At 66.9% G+C, this 18,928-nt stretch carries 23 protein-coding genes; 11 read left to right on the top strand and 12 right to left on the bottom strand.

Translation table 11 applies throughout. The annotated features are described in order from the left end of the window. Positions 1–40: 40 nt before the first annotated feature. The 5 genes from CTB96_RS04375 to CTB96_RS04355 form a co-directional block, all read right to left on the bottom strand. A complete protein-coding gene (locus tag CTB96_RS04375; protein WP_110125664.1) occupies positions 41–736 on the bottom strand; it encodes a response regulator in 696 nt (231 codons plus the stop codon). Further along, positions 733–3,285 carry a DUF4118 domain-containing protein gene (locus CTB96_RS04370; RefSeq protein ID WP_110125663.1) on the bottom strand — a complete coding sequence of 851 codons (2,553 nt, stop codon included), beginning with the start codon at positions 3,283–3,285 and terminating at the stop codon, positions 733–735. The genes CTB96_RS04375 and CTB96_RS04370 overlap by 4 nt, the downstream gene beginning before the upstream one ends. 375 nt (positions 3,286–3,660) lie before the next feature. Then, positions 3,661–4,170, bottom strand: coding sequence for a septum formation family protein (locus CTB96_RS04365; RefSeq protein WP_110125662.1), 510 nt, complete (start codon positions 4,168–4,170; stop codon positions 3,661–3,663). 218 nt (positions 4,171–4,388) lie between these two features. Beyond that, entirely contained in the window at positions 4,389–5,051 is a 663-nt protein-coding gene (locus CTB96_RS04360) for an HAD family hydrolase (RefSeq protein WP_110125661.1), read from the bottom strand. Further along, a complete protein-coding gene (locus CTB96_RS04355; RefSeq protein ID WP_110125660.1) occupies positions 5,048–6,037 on the bottom strand; it encodes a TIGR03557 family F420-dependent LLM class oxidoreductase in 990 nt (329 codons plus the stop codon). The genes CTB96_RS04360 and CTB96_RS04355 overlap by 4 nt, the downstream gene beginning before the upstream one ends. Before the next feature lie 120 nt (positions 6,038–6,157). Here CTB96_RS04355 and CTB96_RS04350 point away from each other — a divergent pair, with 120 nt between their 5' ends. Both CTB96_RS04350 and CTB96_RS04345 read left to right on the top strand, forming a co-directional pair. Then, positions 6,158–6,505, top strand: coding sequence for a VOC family protein (locus tag CTB96_RS04350; RefSeq protein WP_110125659.1), 348 nt, complete (start codon positions 6,158–6,160; stop codon positions 6,503–6,505). Between the two features lie 89 nt (positions 6,506–6,594). Beyond that, positions 6,595–6,906: a DUF7882 family protein gene (locus CTB96_RS04345; protein ID WP_110125658.1), complete on the top strand. Its 312-nt coding sequence runs from the start codon at positions 6,595–6,597 to the stop codon at positions 6,904–6,906. A 23-nt stretch (positions 6,907–6,929) separates the two neighbouring features. On the opposite strand, the gene CTB96_RS04340 is transcribed toward CTB96_RS04345, so the two are convergent. The 3 genes from CTB96_RS04340 to CTB96_RS04330 form a co-directional block, all read right to left on the bottom strand. Further along, the gene (locus CTB96_RS04340; RefSeq protein WP_110125657.1) at positions 6,930–7,127 is read right to left on the bottom strand and encodes an ANTAR domain-containing protein; all 198 of its coding nucleotides are present in this window, start codon (positions 7,125–7,127) and stop codon (positions 6,930–6,932) included. Positions 7,128–7,218: 91 nt separating this feature from the next. After that, entirely contained in the window at positions 7,219–7,932 is a 714-nt protein-coding gene (locus CTB96_RS04335; RefSeq protein ID WP_345788771.1) for a GAF and ANTAR domain-containing protein, read from the bottom strand. Further along, on the bottom strand, positions 7,929–8,633 hold the full coding sequence (locus CTB96_RS04330; protein WP_181397125.1) for a GAF and ANTAR domain-containing protein: 705 nt from the start codon (positions 8,631–8,633) through the stop codon (positions 7,929–7,931). Before CTB96_RS04330 ends, CTB96_RS04335 begins: the two co-directional genes overlap by 4 nt. Positions 8,634–8,789: 156 nt before the next feature. Between CTB96_RS04330 and CTB96_RS04325 the strand changes: the two genes are divergently transcribed. Together CTB96_RS04325 and CTB96_RS04320 are read left to right on the top strand one after the other, a co-directional pair. Beyond that, positions 8,790–9,284, top strand: coding sequence for a Dps family protein (locus CTB96_RS04325; protein WP_110125655.1), 495 nt, complete (start codon positions 8,790–8,792; stop codon positions 9,282–9,284). 175 nt (positions 9,285–9,459) lie between these two features. Continuing rightward, complete coding sequence (locus tag CTB96_RS04320) at positions 9,460–9,915, top strand: SRPBCC family protein (protein ID WP_110125654.1); 456 nt, start codon at positions 9,460–9,462, stop codon at positions 9,913–9,915. 12 nt (positions 9,916–9,927) lie between these two features. Here the strand turns inward: CTB96_RS04320 and CTB96_RS04315 are convergent, their stop codons facing one another. Then, entirely contained in the window at positions 9,928–10,461 is a 534-nt protein-coding gene (locus CTB96_RS04315) for an NUDIX domain-containing protein (RefSeq protein WP_181397124.1), read from the bottom strand. Between the two features lie 31 nt (positions 10,462–10,492). Further along, positions 10,493–11,323, bottom strand: a complete 831-nt coding sequence (gene kduI / locus CTB96_RS04310) for a 5-dehydro-4-deoxy-D-glucuronate isomerase (protein WP_110125653.1) — start codon at positions 11,321–11,323, stop codon at positions 10,493–10,495. 428 nt (positions 11,324–11,751) lie between these two features. Here kduI and CTB96_RS04305 point away from each other — a divergent pair, with 428 nt between their 5' ends. The 5 genes from CTB96_RS04305 (at position 11,752) to CTB96_RS04285 (ending at position 16,273) form a co-directional block, all read left to right on the top strand. Continuing rightward, positions 11,752–13,212 (top strand): glycoside-pentoside-hexuronide (GPH):cation symporter, encoded by a 1,461-nt coding sequence (locus CTB96_RS04305; protein ID WP_110125652.1) that lies wholly within the window; start codon positions 11,752–11,754, stop codon positions 13,210–13,212. Between the two features lie 94 nt (positions 13,213–13,306). Then, on the top strand, positions 13,307–14,038 hold the full coding sequence (locus tag CTB96_RS04300; RefSeq protein WP_110125651.1) for a fumarylacetoacetate hydrolase family protein: 732 nt from the start codon (positions 13,307–13,309) through the stop codon (positions 14,036–14,038). Positions 14,039–14,093: 55 nt separating this feature from the next. Next, positions 14,094–14,327, top strand: coding sequence for a tautomerase family protein (locus CTB96_RS04295; RefSeq protein WP_110125650.1), 234 nt, complete (start codon positions 14,094–14,096; stop codon positions 14,325–14,327). Positions 14,328–14,483: 156 nt separating this feature from the next. Further along, on the top strand, positions 14,484–15,704 hold the full coding sequence (locus tag CTB96_RS04290; RefSeq protein ID WP_248283204.1) for an LCP family protein: 1,221 nt from the start codon (positions 14,484–14,486) through the stop codon (positions 15,702–15,704). Positions 15,705–15,802: 98 nt separating this feature from the next. Then, entirely contained in the window at positions 15,803–16,273 is a 471-nt protein-coding gene (locus CTB96_RS04285; protein WP_110125648.1) for a hypothetical protein, read from the top strand. A gap of 19 nt (positions 16,274–16,292) precedes the next feature. On the opposite strand, the gene CTB96_RS04280 is transcribed toward CTB96_RS04285, so the two are convergent. Together CTB96_RS04280 and CTB96_RS04275 are read right to left on the bottom strand one after the other, a co-directional pair. Continuing rightward, positions 16,293–16,673 (bottom strand): DUF5655 domain-containing protein, encoded by a 381-nt coding sequence (locus CTB96_RS04280; protein WP_110125647.1) that lies wholly within the window; start codon positions 16,671–16,673, stop codon positions 16,293–16,295. Between the two features lie 82 nt (positions 16,674–16,755). Next, complete coding sequence (locus tag CTB96_RS04275; RefSeq protein ID WP_110125646.1) at positions 16,756–17,361, bottom strand: cysteine hydrolase family protein; 606 nt, start codon at positions 17,359–17,361, stop codon at positions 16,756–16,758. A gap of 140 nt (positions 17,362–17,501) precedes the next feature. On the opposite strand from CTB96_RS04275, the gene CTB96_RS04270 reads away from it, so the two are divergent. Together CTB96_RS04270 and CTB96_RS04265 are read left to right on the top strand one after the other, a co-directional pair. Continuing rightward, entirely contained in the window at positions 17,502–17,942 is a 441-nt protein-coding gene (locus CTB96_RS04270; RefSeq protein ID WP_110125645.1) for a MarR family winged helix-turn-helix transcriptional regulator, read from the top strand. After that, entirely contained in the window at positions 17,939–18,922 is a 984-nt protein-coding gene (locus tag CTB96_RS04265; RefSeq protein WP_110125644.1) for a zinc-binding dehydrogenase, read from the top strand. The genes CTB96_RS04270 and CTB96_RS04265 overlap by 4 nt, the downstream gene beginning before the upstream one ends. Positions 18,923–18,928: the final 6 nt, after the last annotated feature.

Below are 18,928 nucleotides of genomic sequence, written 5' to 3'. Positions count from 1 at the left end.
CGAATCGGCGCTCGGCCCGCGCAACGCGCATCCGGCCGGATCAGGCGTCGGGGTCGGGCGCGAAGCGGTATCCCATGCCGGCCTCGGTGAGCAGGTAACGCGGGTGGGCCGGGTCGGCCTCGAGCTTCTTGCGCAGTTGGGCCAGGTAGAGCCGCAGGTAGCCGGTGTCGGTCATCTTGTGTTGCCCCCAGACCTCGGCGTAGAGGGCCTGCCGGCTCACCAGCTTGCCCGGCGTGCGCAGCAGCAGCTCCAGGACCTGCCACTCGGTGGGGGTGAGCCGCACGTGCTCCGGCCCCTCGGGGCCGGCGCGCACGATGTTCTTCGCCGGCAGGTCCACCGTGATGGCGCCGAACGTGACGACGGGTTCGTCACCGCTGGTGGGCATCCGCCGGGTGAGGGCGCGGATGCGGGCCAGCAGTTCGTCGATCGAGAACGGCTTGGTGACGTAGTCGTCTGCACCCCGGTCCAGGGCCTCCACCTTGTCGGCGGCTCCGCTCCGGCCGCTCACCACCAGGATCGGCACACTGTTCCAGGCGCGTACGGAGTCGATCACGGCGAGGCCGTCGAGGTTGGGCATGCCGAGGTCGAGCATGACCAGGTCGGGGTGGTACTCCACGATCGCCGCGAGCGCGCTGGTGCCGTCGTGCGCGGTGACGATCTCGTAGCCGCGGGCGCCGAGGGTGATGCGCAGCGCTCGGAGGATCTGCGGGTCGTCGTCGGCGATCAGGATTCTCATGGGGTGGCTCCGTCGGTGGTCGTGGCGGTGCCGAGATGGGCCGGGTCGTCGGGTTCGTCGGCCGCGAGTCCCACGGCCGGCAGCGTGATCACCATGGTGAGCCCGCCGCCGGGGGTGTCGTCGGCCTCGAGGGTGCCGCCCATGCCCTCCACGAATCCCTTCGACAGCGCGAGGCCGAGGCCCAGGCCGGTGCTGTTGTCGGTGTCGCCGAGCCGCTGGAACGGCACGAACACGTCATCGCGCCGGTCGGCCGGAATGCCGGGACCCCGGTCCATGATGCGCAGCTGCACGGTGTCGGCGAACCGGCTGGCCGAGACCCGGGCCGGTGTGCCCGCGGGGGAGAAGCGCAGCGCGTTGCTGAGCAGGTTCACCACCGCGCGTTGCAGCAGCCCGGGGTCGGCGAGCACCGGGGCGACATCGCCGGGCAGGTCGAGTTCCACGCTGTCGGGGCCCAGCCCGAGCTCGTCGAGTGCGGGCAGCACCACATCGGCCAGGTCGACCGGTCCGAGCGACACGGCCAGCGCGCCGGCCTGCAGGCGACTGACATCGAGCAGGTTGGTCACGAGGGAGGCCAGGGTGTCGAGGCTCTCACCGGCGGTGGCCAGCAGTTCGGTGCGGTCGGCCTCCGGCAGGGTGATGTCGGTTGCACGCAGGCCACTGATCGCGGTGGTCGCGGCGGCGAGCGGCCGGCGCAGGTCGTGCCCGACGGCGGCGAGCAGGGCGCTGCGCATGCGGTCGGCCTCGGCCAGCGGGCCGATCTCGCTCGCGGTCCGGGCGAGGGCGCTGTGCTCCAGGGCGGCGTCGATCTGGCTCACGATCACGCCGAGCAACCGGCGTTCGGATGCCGCCAGGTCGGGTCCGTAGAGCTCCAGGGTGGCCCGGGTGCCGACGGGCACGACGGTGCCGCGTGCGCTTGGGTTGGCCGAATCGGCTTCGCCGGCCTCGACCAGCACCACGCCCCCGGCGATGAGCAGTACCCGCTGCAGCCCGAACGCCTCGCGGGTGCGGGTGACCAGGGCCTGCACGGCGTCCTCGCCGCGCAGCACGCTGCCGGCCACGGTGGCGAGCAGCTCCGATTCGGCCGCCGCCCGCCGGGCCGCGCGACTGCGCCGGGCGGCTTGGTCGACGACATAGCTCACCAGCATGGCGTTGACCAGGTACAGCGAGAGCGCGAACAGGTGCAGCGGCTCGGCCACGGTGATCGTGTAGAGCGGCTGCACCAGGAAGTAGTCCAGGGTGAGCCCGGAGAGCAGCGCGGCGAACAGGGCCGGCCAGAGCCCGCCGACGAGGGCAACGACCACGACCAGCAGCTGGTAGCTGAGCACGTCGCTGGTGATCGACTCGTCGCTCCGGAAGGTGACGAGCAGCCAGGTGAGCAGTGGCCCGCCGGCGAGGGCCAGCGCGAAACCGGCCAGCCGCCGTCTCGCGGTGAGTGAGCCGCCCAGCCGGGGCAGAGCGAAGGTGCCGCCGGCGGCGGAGTGGGTGACGATGTGCACGTCGATGTCGCCGGACTCGCGGGTGATGGTGGCGCCGATGCCCGGGCCGGAGAGCGCCGCGGCGAGCCGCGGGCGCCGGCTGACGCCGATCACCAGCTGGGTGGCGTTGGCGGCGCGGGCGAACTCCACCAGCGCGCGGGGGATGTCGTCGCCGACGACCTGGTGGTAGCTGCCGCCGAGTTCCTCCACCAGCGCACGCTGCGCGGCCAGGGCGCCCGGATGCGGCGTGGCCAGGCCGTCCTGGCTGATCACGTGGGCAGCGATGAGTTCGCCGCCGGCCGAGCGGGCCGCGATGCGAGCGCCACGGCGAATGAGGGTCTCGCCCTCCGGCCCGCCGGTGAGGGCCACGACCACCCGCTCGCGGGCCTCCCACTTGTTGGAGATGCCGTGCTGCGCCCGGTAGCTCTGCAACGCGGTGTCGACCTCGTCGGCCAGCCAGAGCAGGGCGAGTTCCCGCAGAGCAGTGAGGTTGCCCAGCCGAAAATAGTTCGACAGTGCCGCGTCGATGCGGGCCGCCGGGTAGACGTTGCCCTCGGCGAGCCGGTCGCGCAGCGCCTGCGGGGCAAGGTCGACGACCTCCACCTGATCGGCGCCGCGCAGCACAGCATCCGGCAGCGTCTCGCGCTGGGGAACCCCGGTGATCTGCTGCACCACGTCATTGAGCGACTCGATGTGCTGGATGTTGACAGTGGAGATCACATCGATGCCCGCCGCGAGCAGGTCCTCGACGTCTTGGTAGCGCTTGGCGTGTAGCGATCCGGGGGCATTGGTGTGGGCGAGTTCGTCGACCAGCGCCACATCGGGGTGCCGGGCCAGCACCCCGGCCAGGTCGAGTTCGGTCAGTTCGATGCCGCGGTGCGCCACTACCGAACGGGGCAGCACCTCGAGGCCCTCGATCATGCGGGCAGTGGCCGCGCGCTCGTGGGTTTCTACGATCGCCACGACCACGTCCCGGCCCTCGCCCTGCAGGCGGCGGCCCTCGTCGAGCATGCTGTAGGTCTTGCCCACACCGGGGGCGGCGCCGAGCAGCACGCGCAGACGACCGCGTTTCATGGGTTAGCCCTTTCCCTGCTCCGACTCGAGCTGTGCGAGTGCGATGTTCAAGTTGAGCACATTCACGGTCGCAGAAATTGCAGGAGTTGTGTGCACCGGGGCGTGTGCCGCCGAAAAGGCATGAAAAAGCCCCGGTGCCGCTCACGCTTTGGGGGAAAGGGAGCTGGCACCGGGGCCAATCGTTGGAGTGGGGGAACTCCATGTGCAACCGTACGCCGTGCGGCCTGCATGTGCGCTGCACGTAGCCTAATAATCGGCTGTGTCGCGACGAATTCACGCCGCAATCACGGTGATTTCGCGCCTGCGCCCACGAGATTACGCCGCGGGCGCAATCGGCGGATGCCTGCCGGCGACGGCAGGCGGAGTGTCGCGAGGTTAGAGAGCCACCCCGGCCAGCGAACCCGTTGTCTTGTCCGGGCCGATGATGATGCAGAGAATCTCGTGGTCGCCGTTCTCCCAGCTGCCCTCGGTGGGGGAGAGGTAGTTGAAGTCCAGCGTCGACTCCTCGTAGGAGAGCCCGACGAAATTGGGGAATTCGGCCAAGCAGCCGTCCTCGGCTGCCTGGGAGATGACGTCGTCGCCGGGGAAGGCCTCGTCGGCGCTCACATCGAACGCGAAGTAAGCCTCGTAGTCGTGCGCTTCGCCGCACGGGATGGCGTCGACGCTGTCGATCTCCTCGGCCTCGGCGTCGTTGAAGCAATCGCCCACGCTGAGGCTGAACACGTCGGCCTCGCCGGCCTCGCTGATCTCCTGGGTCTCGGCGTCGCGAGCGGCCTCCTTGGGGAACAGGTCGGTGATGGCGCTGCAGCCGGAGAGGGTGAGCGCGCCGGCCGCGAGGACGGCGGCGACGAGAGTGACGCGCAGGCGCGGAGAAGTGCGGGACATGGTGGTGCCTTTCGAGACGGAATGAGCAGGCTGAAGGGCACGCGGAGAAGCCGTGCCACGGCGAAACGGAAGGACGCCACCGGCGCTCGAACCCCAAGAAATTGGCGCTGGCGGCGGCTTCTATACTGGCCGAATTTGAAACAAAAGCGCAAGGCGCGCGCCCAAATCCGTCCCCCGGCCGGGGGTGGCGGTCCCTATCCGGCCGGGGGTGGCGGTCCCTATCCGACCGCGGTCAGGCTGCCGCGCCGCCCCAGAAGATCGGCGGGATCCGTGAACACCAGTGCGGCGCCCGCCTCGGTCAGGAGGCGTTCTGCGATGCCGCCGCACCGGAGCCCGAACGGGGTGACCCCGGCACGTGTGGCCGCCGCCATGTCCCATCGCGAGTCACCGACGAAAACCGCCTCACCGGCGCTGACCCCGGCCCGGTCGAGAGCGACCTGCACGATGTCGGGTTCGGGCTTGGCCACATCCACGTCGTCGGCATTCGTGGTGGCGTGGATGGCGTCCGCCACGTTCAGCACCTCGAGCAGCAGGTGGAGCTCGTCTGCGGGCGCAGAGGTGGCCAGCACCACCGCGATTCCTTCGCCGGCCAGGGTGGTGAGCAGCTCCCGCGCCTGCGGAAACGCCCGCAACCGCGGCGCGAGCTCCTGATAGTGGCGGGCATGCAGGCTCTTCGCCTCGTCGAGCCAGTCCGCGGGTCTCTCGCCCACCAGGGAGGTGAGAAGCTGCCCGGCATCCTGGCCGATGGACGCGTGGATGCGCCACGCCTCGACGTCGGTGTGCAGCGTCTGGAACGCCCGCTGCCAGGCGTCGACGTGCAGGTAGTTCGAGTCGACCAGGGTGCCATCGATGTCGAACAACGCCGCTCGCGGCGCGCTCACGGTGCCCGCCGTGCGGTCGGAGCCGGCGTGCTCTGCGCGAGCAACCGCGGCCGGAGCTCGCTCTCGAAGAAGTCGAAGAACCCGTCGGGGTCGTCGCCGGCGTTCATGAGGGCGATGTGGTCGAAACCGGCGTCGGTGAACTGGCCGATCACCTCGAGGTGGCGCTCCACGTCGGGACCGCAGGCGTACTGCTGCCGAATGTCGTCCTCCCGCACGGTGCCGGCCGCGGCTTCGAAGTTCACCGGGTTGGGCAGTTCGGCCATCACCTTCCAGCCGGTCACCGACCACGCGTTCGTCGAGTGCGCCGCCCTGACCGCGGCCTCCTCGGTGGGCGCCCAGGCCAGCGGAGCTTCGCAGTAGAGCGGCCCCGTGCCGCCGGCGTCGCGGTAGCCGGTGACCAGGTCGGGGTCGGGTTCGACCGCGAAGAGACCGTCGCCGTGCTTGGCGGCGAGGGCTATGGAATCCGGGCCGCTGACGGCGATGGCCAGGGGCAGGGCCGCTGCGGGCAGGTCGAAGATGCGGGCATCTTCCAGCTTGAGGTAGGCGCCGTCGTAGTTCTGATAACCGCCCTCGAAGAGCAGGCGGATGATCTCGAGCGCCTCGTTGAACATGCGGTGCCGCTCATGCACGCCGGGAAAGCCGCGCCCGACGATGTGCTCATTGAGCCGCTCGCCCGAGCCGAGGCCCAGGGTGAACCGGCCGTCGGAGATCAGCGCGAGTGTGGCGGCAGCCTGGGCGATGATGGCGGGGTGATAGCGCACACTCGGGCAGGTGACCCCGGTGGCGAGGCCCAGAGTGGTGGTCTTCGCGGCGATCGCCCCGAGCACCGACCAGACGAACGGGGAGTGCCCTTGCGCCTCGACCCAGGGATGGAAGTGGTCACTCATTTCCACGAAGTCGAAGCCGGCCTGTTCGGCGCGCACGGCCTGGCGAATGAGTTCTTGCGGGCCGAATGCCTCGGCCACGAGCTTGTATCCGATTTTCATCCTCCGACGCTACGGATGACGCGGCAGACAAGATAGCGGTTGCGCCCGACCGGTGAACGGGCCAAAATAGGCCGCTCGTTCCAGCCCCGTTCGATCCGGCAGCAGAGTACTGTGTGGCGCATGTCATTGATGTGGGAAGAAGTCGTCATCGATTGCCTCGAGCCTCGGTCGCTCGGCCTGTGGTGGCGGGACGCGCTGGGCTGGGTCGTCGTCGGCCAGAGCGATGATGAAGTGGAGATCGCGCCGGCAGAGGGTGCGCATCCGACCATGCTGTTCGCCGGGGTGACCGAGGTCAAGAAGGTGAAGAATCGCCTTCACCTCGACTTCGTACCCGACGACCAGGCTGCCGAGGTCGAGCGCCTGCTGGGGATGGGCGCCACCCGCGCCGACATCGGCCAACACGACACTCCCTGGGTGGTGCTCGCCGACCCGGAGGGCAACGAATTCTGCGTGCTCTCGGCTCGCTGACCCGCCGGTCTAGAGGGTGTTCCGCGTCAGGTATAGGGTGCCGATAGTCAAGAAAGCGGCGCTGGGCGACAGAGAAATGACGCAGTGAAATGGGACGGTTAACGTATAACTCGACTCTCGATGCGTATTTCGATGATCGAACGCTTGCCCATCTCCAGGCGGTCATCAGCGTCAAGCTGCGTCACCTCGAGTCCTTTGCGCTCTCGTGGCGCGACGCGAATGGAGTCGGTGCGGGAAGAAACGTCATCTGGCTGCACCCGAACGTATCCCTCGTCTACAAATTCACCAGCAGTCGGGTGCAGGACCTCAACCCGATCTGGCTCGGAATGCTGTTAGACGCGGCGAATTCGGCGGACGGACTCTCGATCATGCCCGAACCTGATGCCGAACCATTGATCTAGGGGTGTCGCACAGTCACGGTCGATTAGGTGAGCTTGATGCGGTCGGCGAGGATATCGTCCGCCACCTGATCCACCGAAGCTCCACTTGAGTCGGCGTATCTCAGGATTCGATCCAGCGCTTCGTCGGCGCTGCAGGACGTTTGCGCGATGATCGTTCCGGTGGCCTGGTGAACCTCCCAGCCGACGGCCTTCCTGGTGCGTGTAGCGTCTTCGACACTCATTGCTCCACTCTTTCCGCTTCGTGCTCAGCGAAGCCCAAATTCCATTGTCTGACTGGCCCGGGATCTGGTCAAGGGCGGGATGAAGACCGGCTCAGAAGCGAAGGTCGCGGGTGACGAGTTGTTGGGCCACCAGCCTCAGAGCGGTCTGGTTGGAGCGGGCGTGCTCGCGGATGAGCGCGAAGGCCGCTTCGATCGACACGTTGGCGGTCTCAGCGACCACGCCCTTGGCCTGCTCGATGATGATCCGGCTCGAGAGTGCGTGCTGTAACTGGTCGCGCAGGGTCGAGGCGTCCCGGACGGTGCGCTCTTGCAAGATCCCGATGGTCGCGACGTCGGCCAGGGCCTGTGCGGCCCGGATGTCGCGCTGATTGAGCTCCCCCCGGTCGTTCCGCATCAGGTTGAGGGTGCCGATCGTCGTTTCTCGAAGCCTAAGCGGAATGGCGTAGACCGAGTGGATGCCCTGCGCCAGGGCGGTGGCGCAGAAGTCGGGCCAGCGGGATGGGTCAACATCGATGTCGGGCACGGACACGATGGCGCGGGTGTGGAAGCACTCCAGGCACGGGCCGGCGTCGGCGTCGAGCTGCATCATTTCGACCAGGGTGTTCGCTTCGCTCGTGGAGGCGACCACCTCCAGCCTGCCGGCGGCATTCTCCAGCAGGATTCCGGCGGAGTCGACATCGAGGAGGTCGCGGCAGTTCTCAACCAGTAGTTGGAGCAGATCGAGCACGTCATATCCGGCCACAAGAGTGTCCGCGAGTGTGGCGAACGCGTCGAAGAGCTGTTCCAGCCGCATGGTCTCGTTCACGAGGTACCCTCCCCAGATTCTGGAAGCGCGGTGAACCGGATCCGCCGTTCGATGATGTCTTGCGCGACGTCAAGCATCGAACGGTTCTCGGCATAGGCCCTGGCCCGGATGATCAGGTGCGCGTCCTCTGGAGTCGTGCCGAGTTGGGCGAGGACCATACCCGTCGCCTGGTGGATCAGCCGCCGGGAGAATGTCGTCGTCTCACCGGGAGTGTCGTCATTGGTAATGGCGTTGCGCAGAAGAATCCGGCTGACAATGGCGGAGAGAGCCAGTGTTTGCCGCTGCTGCTCGACGGAGAGCGAAACGGGTGCGACCGAATACAGGTCGACCGCTCCGATCTCGAGGGGCCCGAACAACAGCGGAAACGCGAAGATCGCTCCGATTCCCTCGTGCTGGATCGCCTCCAGGAACGCCGGCCACGACGCGCTGATTCCGGCGGACAGGTCGGGTTCGAGAACCGGCCGCCGATTCAGCACGGCGTCCCAACACGGACCTTCGCCGAGGTCGAACTGCAACTCGTCCACCCGCCCGGCCCGAGCGTCCGTGGCGGAGATCGTCTCGGCCCCGAGGAAAGATCCGAACGTCGAGATCGAGGCTCCCGAGACGGGAAGAAAGCGCACGAAAGGTCGGGCGAGGTCGGAGATCTGCCCGGCGCTGTGCGTCAGGGCGTCAGACGCCACCTGAAACGGATCGTTGGACATTTCTGTCATCTCCTCTCGCTTTCTGGGCAGAATACGCGGCCACGAGGCCCTGTGCCAACCGCTTGACAGGCGCTGCTAGGGTTCTGTCAGAAACAGGCGGGACGCCGGCTGACCATTCGGCCGCATCCGTTCCCGCTGGCGACGAAGGGAATCCCCATGAAGGCATCCGCAGAGCTCGGCAGCAACCTGCAGTCGGTCCTGGTCGACCTGATCGAGCTGCATATCCAGGGCAAGCAGGCGCACTGGAGCGTCGTTGGCAAGAACTTTCGCGACCTGCACCTGCAGCTCGACGAGATCATCGACGATGCGCGAGCTTTCTCCGACGACCTGGCCGAGCGGATGCGCGCGCTCGACGCCCTGCCCGACGGCCGCAGCGAGACGGTGAGCGCCTCGACCCACCTGCCCAAGTTCCCAGAGGGCGAGGTCGACACCGCCGAGACCGTGACCCTGATCACGGTGCTGCTGAACACCACCGTCGACAACATCCGTGCGGTGCACGACGACGTGGACGAGGAAGACCCGACGACCGCCGATCTCCTGCACGCGTTCATCGAGAAGCTCGAGCAGTACGCCTGGATGGTCAGCGCCGAGAACCGCAAGCCGCGCAAGCCCACGGCGAAGGCATCCACCCGCCCAGTCGGCAAGGCGTAACCCCGGCCGCACGCCGCACCGTCGCCCGCACGCCGGGCATCCGAACAGATCGGGTGCCCGGCGTGACGAATGTCGTGCCCGATACGTCTGAACGGTAGGACCACCTTGCACTATCGACCGCGCGGACTTCCCGCACGCGACGACCACGTTCGCCAGACAGGACAGAGGAAACACGATGACGCAGGTAATTGAGACAATCGACGTGGATGTTCCCGTGCGCACGGCGTACGACCAGTGGACCCAGTTTGAGTCCTTCCCGCACTTCCTCGACTTCGTCGAGAGCATCACGCAGCTCGATGACACCCACACGCACTGGAAGGTGAAGATCGGCGGAGCCGAGCGCGAGTTCGATGCCGAGATCACCGAGCAGCACCCCGACGAGCGCGTGGCCTGGAAGAGCACCTCCGGCGACGAGCAGCACGCCGGGGTCGTCACGTTCCACCGGCTCAGCGACACCACCTCCCGGGTCACCGTGCAGCTGGACTGGGCCGCCGAGGGGTTCCTCGAGAAGGTGGGCGCCGTCTTCGGTGTCGACGACCACGTGATCAAGAAAGACCTCAAGCAGTACAAGACTTTCGTGGAGAACCCGGCCAACCAGAACGGCGGCTGGCGCGGAGACGTGACGATCTAGCTCGGCGAGCTTTCAGAGGCCGCGGTCCAGCACGACGAAGGTGTATGCGGCGATAGTCGCGGCATCCACGATCTCGCCGTGCTGGATCATGCGCAGAAAATCCGCCTCGCTGAACCAGGCGTGCACCATGTCTTGCTCGGTGTCCTCGCGCTCCGGTTGCCCGGCCGTGAGCCCGGTGGCCAGGTAAAGGTCGCAGCCCTGGCTGCTCAGCCCGTAGGCACCGTAGAAGTGGCCGAGCTGGCGCACATCCGCTGCCCGTAGCCCGGTCTCTTCGCGCAACTCGGCCCGGGCCAGTTCGGTCTGGCTGCCGCCGGCGTGCGCCGGCCAGGAGCCCTGCGGGAACTCCCACGCCCGCCGCCGCACCGGGTAGCGATACTGCTCCACCAGCCAGAAACCCGCGTCGGCGGCCGGCACGATCAGCGCAAAATCGGGCTTGTCAATCACCCCGTATAGCCCCGCGGACCCGTCCGGGCGCCGGATGGCGTCTTCCCGCACGGCCATCCACGGGTTGCGGTACACCTCGCGCGACGACACTGTTTCGATCATCCCGCCAGACTACGGCGCGCGAGGCGGGGAGTCAGCGCAGTTCGGTCGCCTGCACGTGGTCCATGTCGTCGAAGGCCTTGTTCTCGCCGGCCATCGCCCACACGAACGAGTAACTGCCGGTGCCGAAGCCGCTGTGCAGCGACCAGCTCGGGGAGATGATGGCCTCGTTGTTGGCCACGACCAGGTGGCGGCTCTCGGTCGGCTCGCCCATCAGGTGGATGACGCGGTGCTCGGGTGCCAGGTTGAAGTAGAGGTAGCACTCGGTGCGGCGGTCGTGGGTGTGCGCCGGCATGGTGTTCCACATGCTGCCCGTGCTCAGCACGGTGACGCCCATGACAACCTGGCAGCTCTGCACGCCGTTGGCGTGGATGTACTGGTTGATGGTGCGCTCGTTCGAGGTTGTCGAGTCACCGAGGTTGCGCACGGTGCCCTGTCCCTGTGCGACCAGCGTGGTCGGGTACGCGGTGTGCGCGGTGGCGGAGAACACGTAGAACGCGGCCGGTGCGGTCGAGTCGGTGCTGGTGAAGACCACATCGGTCACACCCCGGCCGATGTAGAGGCACGAACCCGGCTCGAGGTCATAGTCGGTGCCGTCGACCGAGATCGTGCCGGCGCCGCCGACGTTGACGATGCCCGCCTCGCGGTTCTCGAAGAACGTGTCGGTGCGCAGCAGGTCGAAGGTGCCGAGCCGGATCGGGCCGGACACGGGGCGGGCGCCGCCGAGCACGATGCGGTCTTCGTGGGTATAAGTGGCGCGGAATTCGTCGTCGGCGAAGAGGTCGTCGACGAGGTAGTTCTCACGCAGGGCCTTGGTATCGAAACTGCGAATCTGGGCGGGATTTGTGGAATGACGCAACTGCATTGTTTTTCTCATTTCCTGTGGAGGACGCGGTCATATGACGGCGGATGCGACGGTCTACGCGAACGTTCCGTCTAGCGGAACAATATACCAGAAAATATCCGCTTCGCGGAACTTGTCACCCAAAATTAGGACCTAGGTCCCGGTCGTATTGCGCCAAGCGCATCTACTCTAAGTCTGTACCACGGCCATCCATTCCATCTGACGGAATTTACTGGCACTGAAGCTCAACGAGGAGGAACCAGTGATCTCGCACGCATCCCGGCCCTTCTCTCCGGCCAGCAGTGCCCGTTCCAGCTCCGGCTGACCCCACTCCGCCGCGCGACCCCGGTTCAGCCGGAGCCCGCACCTGGAACCCTTCCGGCCTGCCGATCACGGCAACGTCGCCCCGCACGAACCCACGACCGCAATCGAAAAGAGTGACCAAGCCCATGACTATCCAAGACAACATAGATGTCGTCCCGGAACCAGCGCCCGTCGTCGCAGCCGATGAGCCTGAAGGCACCCTGACCGGGAAAGAGAAAGTAGCCTACGGCTTCGGGGACCTCGGCAACGGCTTCATGTTCGACCTCGGCCAGGCCTACCTGACCAAGTTCTGGATCGACACCGCGGGCATCGGCCCGGCAGTCGTGGCACTGATCTTCGTTTTGGTCAAGCTGTTCGATGCCGTGATGGACACCGTCGCTGCGCTCTTCATCGACGGTCGCAAGGTCGGCAAGCGTGGCAAGTTCCGCCCGGTGATGATGGTCTCCGCCTTCATCCTCGCGGTGATGACCGTGGTCACCTTCACCATGCCCGACGTGGAAATGGGCTGGAAGATCGCCTTCGCCGCCGGTACCTACGCCATCTGGGGCGGTGTCTACTCCTTCGTCAACGGCCCGTACGGTTCGCTCGCCTCGGTGATGACCCGCAACATCAAGGAGCGCGCGCAGCTCGCCACCTCCCGCCAGGCCGGTTCGCTCGGCGCCCAGTGGATCTGCGGCATCGCATTCATCCCGCTCATGATGATGCTCGGTGGCATGACCGCCAGCAACTACATGTGGGCCGCCCTGGTCATGGCCCTGCTCGGCATGGTCTCGTTCGCGCTCTGCTACCGCGGCACCAAGGAACACGTCAAGGTGAACCGGGAAGCCAACAAGGAAAAGACGAGCCTCAAGGACTACGGCCGTGCCGTGCTCACCAACCGCCCGCTGCTCGGCCTGGTGCTGATGAGCCTGTTCACTATCTCCTCGATGAACGTCAACAACATGATGATGATCTTCTTCGCCCAGTTCAACCTCGGCAACATCGCCCTGATGGCCGTGCTCAACTTCGTGATGATCGGTGCCTCCATCGTGGGCATCATGTTCATCCCGAGGCTGGTCGTGCGCTTCGGTAAGAAGCGCACCGTCATGGTCAGCTTCGCTGTCGCGGTTGTGGCCAACGGCTTGAACTTCATCATCCCGACCAACCTGTGGACGTTCATGATCCTCGTCACCATCGGCTACGTCGCGCTGTCGATCCCGAACGGCATCACTTGGGCGTTCGTCTCCGACACCATCGACTACGGCGAATGGCACACCGGCGTGCGTCGTGAGGGCATGACCTACGCGGCCTTCAGCTTCTCGCGCAAGGTCTCGCAGTCCCTCGCCGCGCTGGTGGGTGCCGGCATGCTCGCTGTGTCCGGCTATGTGGCCCAGGCCACCACGCAGTCGGAGGGGACGCTGCTCGGCATCAAGGCCGTGATGACGCTCTACCCGGCTATCGCGCTCACCATCGCCGCCATCATCATCTACTTCATCTACAACATGAGCGACGACAAGTACCGTCGCATCGCCAAGGACCTGAACGAGGGTCGTTGGGAACACGGCATCATCGGCGAGAGCACCCGCGCCTCGCTGGCCATGAAGTAACCCAGAAACACGCAGTAGTCCAGAAATGCAGTACCGCAGGGGGCGCCGGACGGCGCCCCCTGCTTTGTCCCCGGCAACGTCAGGAAAGTAGCTCATGCGCATCGCTCGACTCGAAACTCCGACCGGCCCCCGCCACGCTGTCGCCTCCGGCGACCAGTGGAACATCGTCACCGACCCGTTCGCGGCCCCCCTCGTCTACACCGGCGAGTCCATCCCGGCGACCGACGCCGTACTGCTCGCCGCGATCGACCCGCGCCTGGTCGTAGGGATCGGCCACAACAAGCCGGGCAACCCGCTGCCCATGCAGGCCTGGCACAAGTCGGTGCACACCGTCGCCGGCTCCGGCGACGCCATCTACGCCGTGCGCGGCCTGGGTACCGTCAACATCGAGGGCGAGCTCGCCGTAGTGATCGGCAGTTCGGCCACGAACCTCACTCTCGAGAATGCCTTCGACGCCGTGCTCGGTTACACGGTGGCCAACGACGTCACCAACGTGGACCAGTGCGCGATCGACCAGCGCAACTTCCAGGGCAAGAGCGGAAAGAACTACACCCCTCTGGGCCCGTGGATCGAAACCGAGATCGCCGACCCTGAGAACGTTGCTACCGAGGTCGTCATCAACGGCGATGTGATCGTCAACTCGGGCTCCTTCAACCTCCCTTCCAGCGTCGCCGCCACGCTCGTCTACGTGACCAGCTGGCTCACCCTCGAGCCTGGCGACGTGGTGCTGACCGGCGCTCCCGGCACCGATATCGCCGTGCAACCGGGTGACGTCGTCGACATCACCCTCGCCGGCATCGGCACCCTGAGCAACACCATCGCCTGAGACCAGAGACCAGCCTGCTCGCCGACGCAGCGGGCGAACACACCGAGGAGCACACATGCCCAATATCACCGTTCAACTACTCGCGGGCCGCGACATCAACCAGCGCCGAGCCTTCGTCAAGGACGTCACCGACAGTGCCGTTCTGACTCTGGGTGCCCGCCGCGGCGACGTCCGGATAGTTTTCGAGGAGATCACGCCGGACACCGTCGCGAACGGGGGAGTCCTCGCCAGCGAAGACGACAGCCGTGCAGAGGTCGTCAGCCGGTTCGTCCCCCAGGCCAGCTCCTAACAACCTCCGCCGGGGCTGGACTCGACCGCGTTGGCAGGGAAGAGGTTTTTCCCGAGCCGCCTAGCTGCCCAGCCCGGCGCTCATCCAGCCCGGCGCTCATCCAGCGAGGACTGCTAAGTTCCGATACTCAAGCAGGATGAGGGGTGGGCTTTGCCGGTGAGTGAACGACGTGCGCAGATCAAGGGGATCGCCCGGCACGGGCGGTTGCAGCGGAACGGTACGGTGCGCGGCGTTTTCACGGTGCTCGCAGCCAGCCTCGCCGTTCTCCTGGTCAGCACTGTCGCGGTCGGCGGCATCGCCGTCTGGCAGCTCAGCGACAAGATCTCCAGCAACGCCATCGACATCGGCGGCAGCGACGAAGCCGCACCACCGCCCAACCTCGGCGCCTTCGAGAACGGCTTCAACATCCTCATCGTCGGCGTCGACAACGACGCCGATCAGGGACTGTCCTATGGCGAGCGGGATGCGACGCTGAACGACGTCAACATCCTCGTGCACGTGTCGGCGGACCACAGCAACGCCGTGGTGGTGAGCATTCCCCGGGACCTGATCGTGCCGCATCCGGAGTGCACCAATGCCGACACCGGCGAGGAATTCAGCGCCATGTCCGGCGCCCCGATGAACGAGGCGATGGCGCGCGGCGGCCTGCCCTGTGTGGTCGACACGGTCGAGCAGCTCACGGGGCTCGACATTCCCTATGCCGGGCTCACCTCGTTCAGCGGCGTGGTGCAGATGAGCGACGCCGTGGGCGGCGTGCCGATCTGCCTCACCGAGGCGATCGACGACCCGCTGGCCAATCTCAGCCTGCCCGCCGGCACCAGCGTGGTGTCGGGCGAGACCGCGCTGGGCTTCCTGCGCAGCCGGCACGGCGTTGGCGACGGCAGCGACCTCTCCCGCATCTCCTCGCAGCAGATCTACCTGGCCTCGCTGATGCGCACGGTGCAGGGCGACGGCACCCTGACCGACCTGTCCAAGCTGTATGCGCTCGCTACCGCCGCGTCGCAGAACATCAAGCTGTCCACAGAGCTGGCCCGCACCGACACCATGGTGTCGATGGCACTGGCGATCAAAGACCTCGACCTGGAGCGGCTGGTGTTCGTGCAGTACCCGGGGACCACCGGGGACCCGGACTATCCCGGCAAGGTGATGCCCACGCAGGACCTGGCCGACTCCATGTTCGCCAAGATCGCCGCGGATGAGCCGTTCAGCCTGGCGCCCACGGAGCCGATTGAGGAGCCTGTGGTGGTCGATCCTCCCGTCGAGGCCCCGGAGGGAACCGTGCCGCCCGAAACCGTGGAGGCAACGCCAGAGGTGATCGAGGGCATCCCCGGCCGTACCGCCGGCGACGAGTCGTGCGCCCAGGCCGCTATCGGCTGAGCCGATCCGCGGTCGCCCACGAACGCGGGTGGGCGCGAGGCGGCTCGCGCATGCTAGGTTTCGGCCAGAACCGATGGCGGGGATGAGCGGGGGCTCGGATGACGATCAGAACGACAGCCGGTAAGACGGGGTTGGCCGTGCTGCTGGCTACCGGTGTGGCATACGGTCTCGCCGGTTGCGCGCTGTCGGACGAGTCGACGCTGGTGCGGCAGGCCCTGTCGGCCGAGCAACAGGATTCCGACGTTATCCCACCAACGAACGACCTGGAAAGCGTCGTGCTGGAGTCCAGCCGGTTTCTGGGAGCGGAAGGGAACATCGCGTATTACCTGGCCGAGGGGAATTCGGATGCGCAGCGGTCAGACGAGATCTGCATCGTCATGTTCAACACCGTCACCAACGCATCGATGGCGGGCTGTTCGGCGGAGGGCAGCAGCCAGACTCTCTGGGGAGCGGGCTTCGGTGGCGCACGTTTTCCGGCATACGGATCCGACGCTGCGGATGACGACTGGACGGAGCTGAGGGACATCCTGCTCGTGAACCCGTCCGCTCGATCAGCGGACCGGGAGTGACGGGCTCGATCGTGTGCGCTCAGGCCGCCTTCGACCAGGCCTCACGCAGGCAGTCGAGCACGCCGGCGTCGATGTCAGAGGCGTCGCGCACTTCGAGGTGATGCATGAAGTTGTTGAGCGTGGGCTCCACCACTTCCTTCCAACGAACCGAGGTGTCGAACCTGTCGAGGTTGATCGTGAGCACGAGGGGAGCCACGACACCGTTGAGGTAGCGGCCGGGAAGCCAGGTCCAGGCGAACGAGCGCTGCCGGCGGAAAGCGATTTGGCTGGTGGTCACGCGCATATCCGCCGGCCCGATGCTGTCGACGCTGGAGCGAACCGTGTCGAAGAGGGAGCGCGCGGCCGGGTCGCTGCCGGTGAAGAACTCGTCGAGCGGAATGGTGTCCCGGTGTGTGTCCATGCCCTGGAGGGTAGACCCGTCCGCCAACCGGCGTCGGAGTGCACCAGTGCGCCCGGCCCTGTGCATCCACCACGCCGTGCGATCAGCCGCGCAGGCGGGCGACTGCCGTGGCGGTGTCGATGGCTGCGGCGATGTTGGTGAGGGCGAAGTTGACCGCGGCGTGCTGCCAGTCGGCGCTGAGGCTCGAGGTGGCGTCGGTCACGATAGTGACGTTGTAGCCGTGGTCGGCGGCGTCACGGATGGTGTGTTCGACCGCCATGTTCGTCCATGCGCCCACCACGAGCAGTTCGGTGACGCCGAGGTTACGGAGCATGTTGTCGATGCCCGTGCCATTGAAGACACTCATGCGGGTGCGGTCGAGAACCATCTCGTTCGCCCGCGGGCTGAGGTCATCGACGATCTGCGCGCCCCAGCTGCCGGCCGTGAATGTGTCGGGAGCGAGCATCCGGAAGATCGGCGCATTGTCGCCGCCGAGCCCGGGCTGCGGGTAGACGATGATTCGGCTGTAGAAGACGGGAGCCGCGCCGCCTCGGGCCGCCTGCAGGATCGAACTGACGTTGGCGATGACGTTCTGCTCGGCGGCATGAGCGGCGGCGCCGGTGGCGGCGTAGGCGCCGTCGGCGTGCACGGTGTCGTTCTGCATGTCGATCACGAGGACGGCGGTGGTTGAGGAGGTCGGGGAGGTCACGAGTGGTGCCTTTCGGGGGTTTCTGTTTCTTGGCCTGGCGTGGTGCAGATCCACTATGGTCAACTAGCTTCCGATGCAGTATATTCCTAGGAATATACATTGCGTCCGCCTGATGGTGCGGCGCAAGGAAGTGAGAAGCGATGGTTCGGTATACCGACGTATTCACGCAGCTGGTGCGCGTGGAGATTGAACTGTGGAACGGACTCGACGCCCACCTGGAGGCCACGACGGGGGTGTCGCTTGCCACCTTCCAGGCGATGTCGGCGATCCGCAGCAGCAGAGGGGCCGCCCGAGTGCAGGACATCTCCGCCGAGCTGGCGATCACGGTCGGTGCGACCAGCAAGCTCGTCGACCGACTCGAGCGGGATGGCCTCGCGACTCGGTCGGCGCATCCGAACGATCGCCGGTCCTCCATCGTGGCGCTCAGTGATCGGGGAGCGACCGCCCTGGCCGCTGCCGACGGCGCCGCCGAGGCGCACCTGCGCGCGGTTCTCGGCAATGCGCTGGCCGACGACCGGGCCGAGGACCTGCTCGCCGAACTCACCGCACTCCGCGCCGGCGCCCGGGAGCTCTCGGCATGATCGGCAGCATGCGCGCCGTTGTCATCGACCGCCCGGGCGGGCCGGAGGTGCTCCAGGTTCGGGACGTGCCCATTCCCACGCCGCGAGCGGGTTGGGTGCTGATTCGGGTGGAGGCGTTCGGGTTGAACCGCTCCGAGCTGCACTTCCGGTCAGGGGTCGCGTCCACCGGCTCGTTCCCCAGAGTTCCCGGCATCGAGGCAGTCGGTGTGGTGGCGGATGCGCCCGGCGGCGAGTTCGCCGTCGGCACCACGGTTGCGGCCATGATGGGCGGCATGGGTCGCACGTTCGACGGGGGCTATGCCGAATACGCATCCGTTCCCGTTCAGAATGTCGTGCCCTTCGTCAGCTCCCTGGGCTGGGACGTGCTCGGTGCCGTGCCGGAAATGCTGCAGACCGCGGCCGGATCCCTGCGCGTCGGCCTCGAAGCCGTTGACGGGCAGAGCCTGCTCATTCGCGGCGGCACCTCCTCGATCGGACTCGCCCTGGCCACGCTGGGGTCGCTCCGGGGGATGACGGTCTTCGCCACCACCCGCAACCCGGCCCGCCGGGCCCTCCTGGAAGCCGCCGGTGTGCAGCACGTCATCATCGACGACGGCCAGGTGGCCGCGCGGGTGCGGGAGATCGCCCCGAATGGCGTCGACGGCGCGGTCGAACTGGTCGGAGTCGACGTGATGCGGGATACCCTGCGGGCGGTGCGCACCGGCGGCACGGTGTGCTTCACCGGCATGCTCTCCGACCACTGGACGATCAACGAGTTCTATCCGATGGACTGGCTGCCGAACGGAGTGCGCCTCACGGCCTACTCCGGCGAAGCCGCCGACCTGAGGCCGGCCGAACTCCAGGGCTTCCTCGATGCCGTGGCCGCCGGGCGTGCCCGGGTTCCCCTCGGCCGGGTCTACCGTCTCGACGAGATCGCCCAGGCCCATCGCGACATGGAGAGCGGCATCGCCGGCGGCAAGCTCGTGGTCCTGCCCCGGTAGTCGGCG

Source organism: Cryobacterium arcticum, from assembly GCF_003185895.1.
Lineage (GTDB): Bacteria > Actinomycetota > Actinomycetes > Actinomycetales > Microbacteriaceae > Cryobacterium > Cryobacterium arcticum.
Note: the sequence above shows the minus strand (reverse complement) of the source record. Positions and strands in the feature narration are given on the sequence as shown.